Raw genomic sequence first — 1688 nt, 5'->3', positions numbered from 1 at the left:
ACGAGCAGGCCCTGTTCCAGGCCTTGCTGGGCGACGGTTCGCAATGGGGCATGGACATCCAGTATGCCGCCCAGCCCAGCCCGGACGGTTTGGCGCAGGCCTTCCTGATCGGCCGTGATTTCCTTGGTGGCAAGCCCAGCTGCCTGGTGCTGGGCGACAACGTGTTCCATGGCCACGGCCTGACCGAAGTGCTCAAGCGTGCCGATGCACGCCAGGCCGGCGCCACCGTGTTCGGCTACTGGGTCAACGATCCCGAGCGCTACGGCGTGGCCGAGTTCGACAACGATGGCAAGGTGATCGGCCTGGTCGAGAAGCCGGCCCAGCCGCGTTCCAACTATGCGGTGACCGGCCTTTATTTCTACGACGGCAAGGCCAGCGACCATGCGGCGGAGCTGAAGCCCTCGCCGCGTGGCGAGCTGGAAATCACCGACCTCAACCAGCGTTACCTGGATGAAGGCGCATTGCACCTGGAGCCGCTGGGGCGTGGTTATGCCTGGCTGGATACCGGCACCCACCAGTCGCTGCTGGAGGCCTCCAACTTCATCGAGACCATCCAGACCCGGCAGGGCCTGCAGGTGTGCTGCCCGGAGGAAATCGCCTTCGGCAATGGCTGGATCAACGCCGAGCAGCTGGAAGCGCTGGCTGCGCCGCTGATCAAGAATGGCTACGGCCAGTACCTGCATGCCATGGCCGTACGAGGAACTGTCCCGTGAAAGTAATTGAAACAAAATTGCCGGGTTGCGTGGTGATCGAGCCGGCGGTATTCGGCGACGAGCGCGGTTATTTCTTCGAGACCTGGAATGCCGAGCGTTTCAAGGCGCTGGGCCTGCCGGACCGCTTCGTGCAGAGCAACGTGTCCACCTCCGCCAAGGGCGTGCTGCGCGGTCTGCATTACCAGTGGCCGCGACCGCAGGGCAAGCTGGTCAGCGTGCTGGAGGGCGAAGTCTACGACGTGGCGCTGGATATCCGCCGTGGCTCGCCGACCTTCGGACAGTGGGAAGCAGTGGTGCTGAGCGCGGAGAACAAGAAGCAGTTCTGGATCCCCGAAGGCTTCGCGCACGGCTTTGCGGTGCTGTCCGAGCGCGCGGTGTTCAGCTACCTGTGCACCGATGTGTACGTCAAGGAGGCCGATGCCGGCGTGCGCTGGAATGATGCCGATGTCGCGGTCGACTGGCCGATCAGCGGCCCGACCCTGTCGGCCAAGGATGAGAACGCGCCGTTCCTGAAGGACATTGCCGAAGAGCGGCTGCCGGTGTTCGTCCCATGACGATCCTGGTGTTCGGTGGCAACGGCCAGGTCGGGCAGGAGCTGTTGCGCGCACTGAAGCCGCTCGGCGAGGTGCAGGCCACGACCCGCAGCGGCGTCCTGCCGGACGGCAGCGCGTGCGAGGTCGCGGACTTCGACCAGCCTGCTTCGCTGGGGGCGCTGCTGGATAGGCTGCAACCTGCAATGGTGGTCAATGCGGCGGCCTACACTGCCGTGGACAAGGCCGAGCAGGACGTGGAGGCTGCATTCCGGGCCAACGCCGAGGCGCCGGGCGTGATCGCACGCTGGTGTGCCCAGGCGGGCGTGCCGTTGGTGCATTACTCCACTGATTACGTGTTCGACGGGGAAGGCACCGCGCCTTACCGCGAGGATGAGCCGACCGCGCCGCTGGGCGTGTATGGCACCAGCAAGCGTGATGGCGA

The 1688-nt window shown here is 65.3% G+C and carries 3 protein-coding genes; all 3 read left to right on the top strand.

Annotated features, from left to right (window positions below):
• On the top strand, positions 1–713 hold a 713-nt coding region (rfbA, locus tag H4O11_RS19220; RefSeq protein WP_182342673.1), incomplete at its 5' end, for a glucose-1-phosphate thymidylyltransferase RfbA.
• Positions 710–1267 (top strand): dTDP-4-dehydrorhamnose 3,5-epimerase, encoded by a 558-nt coding sequence (rfbC, locus tag H4O11_RS19215; RefSeq protein ID WP_182342670.1) that lies wholly within the window; start codon positions 710–712, stop codon positions 1265–1267. The genes rfbA and rfbC, both read left to right, overlap by 4 nt.
• Positions 1264–1688, top strand: a 425-nt coding sequence (locus H4O11_RS19210) for an SDR family oxidoreductase (RefSeq protein WP_182342666.1), incomplete at its 3' end; no start/stop codon positions are given. The genes rfbC and H4O11_RS19210, both read left to right, overlap by 4 nt.

It is taken from the genome of Stenotrophomonas tumulicola, from assembly GCF_014117215.1.
Lineage (GTDB): Bacteria > Pseudomonadota > Gammaproteobacteria > Xanthomonadales > Xanthomonadaceae > Stenotrophomonas > Stenotrophomonas tumulicola.
Note: the sequence above shows the minus strand (reverse complement) of the source record. Positions and strands in the feature narration are given on the sequence as shown.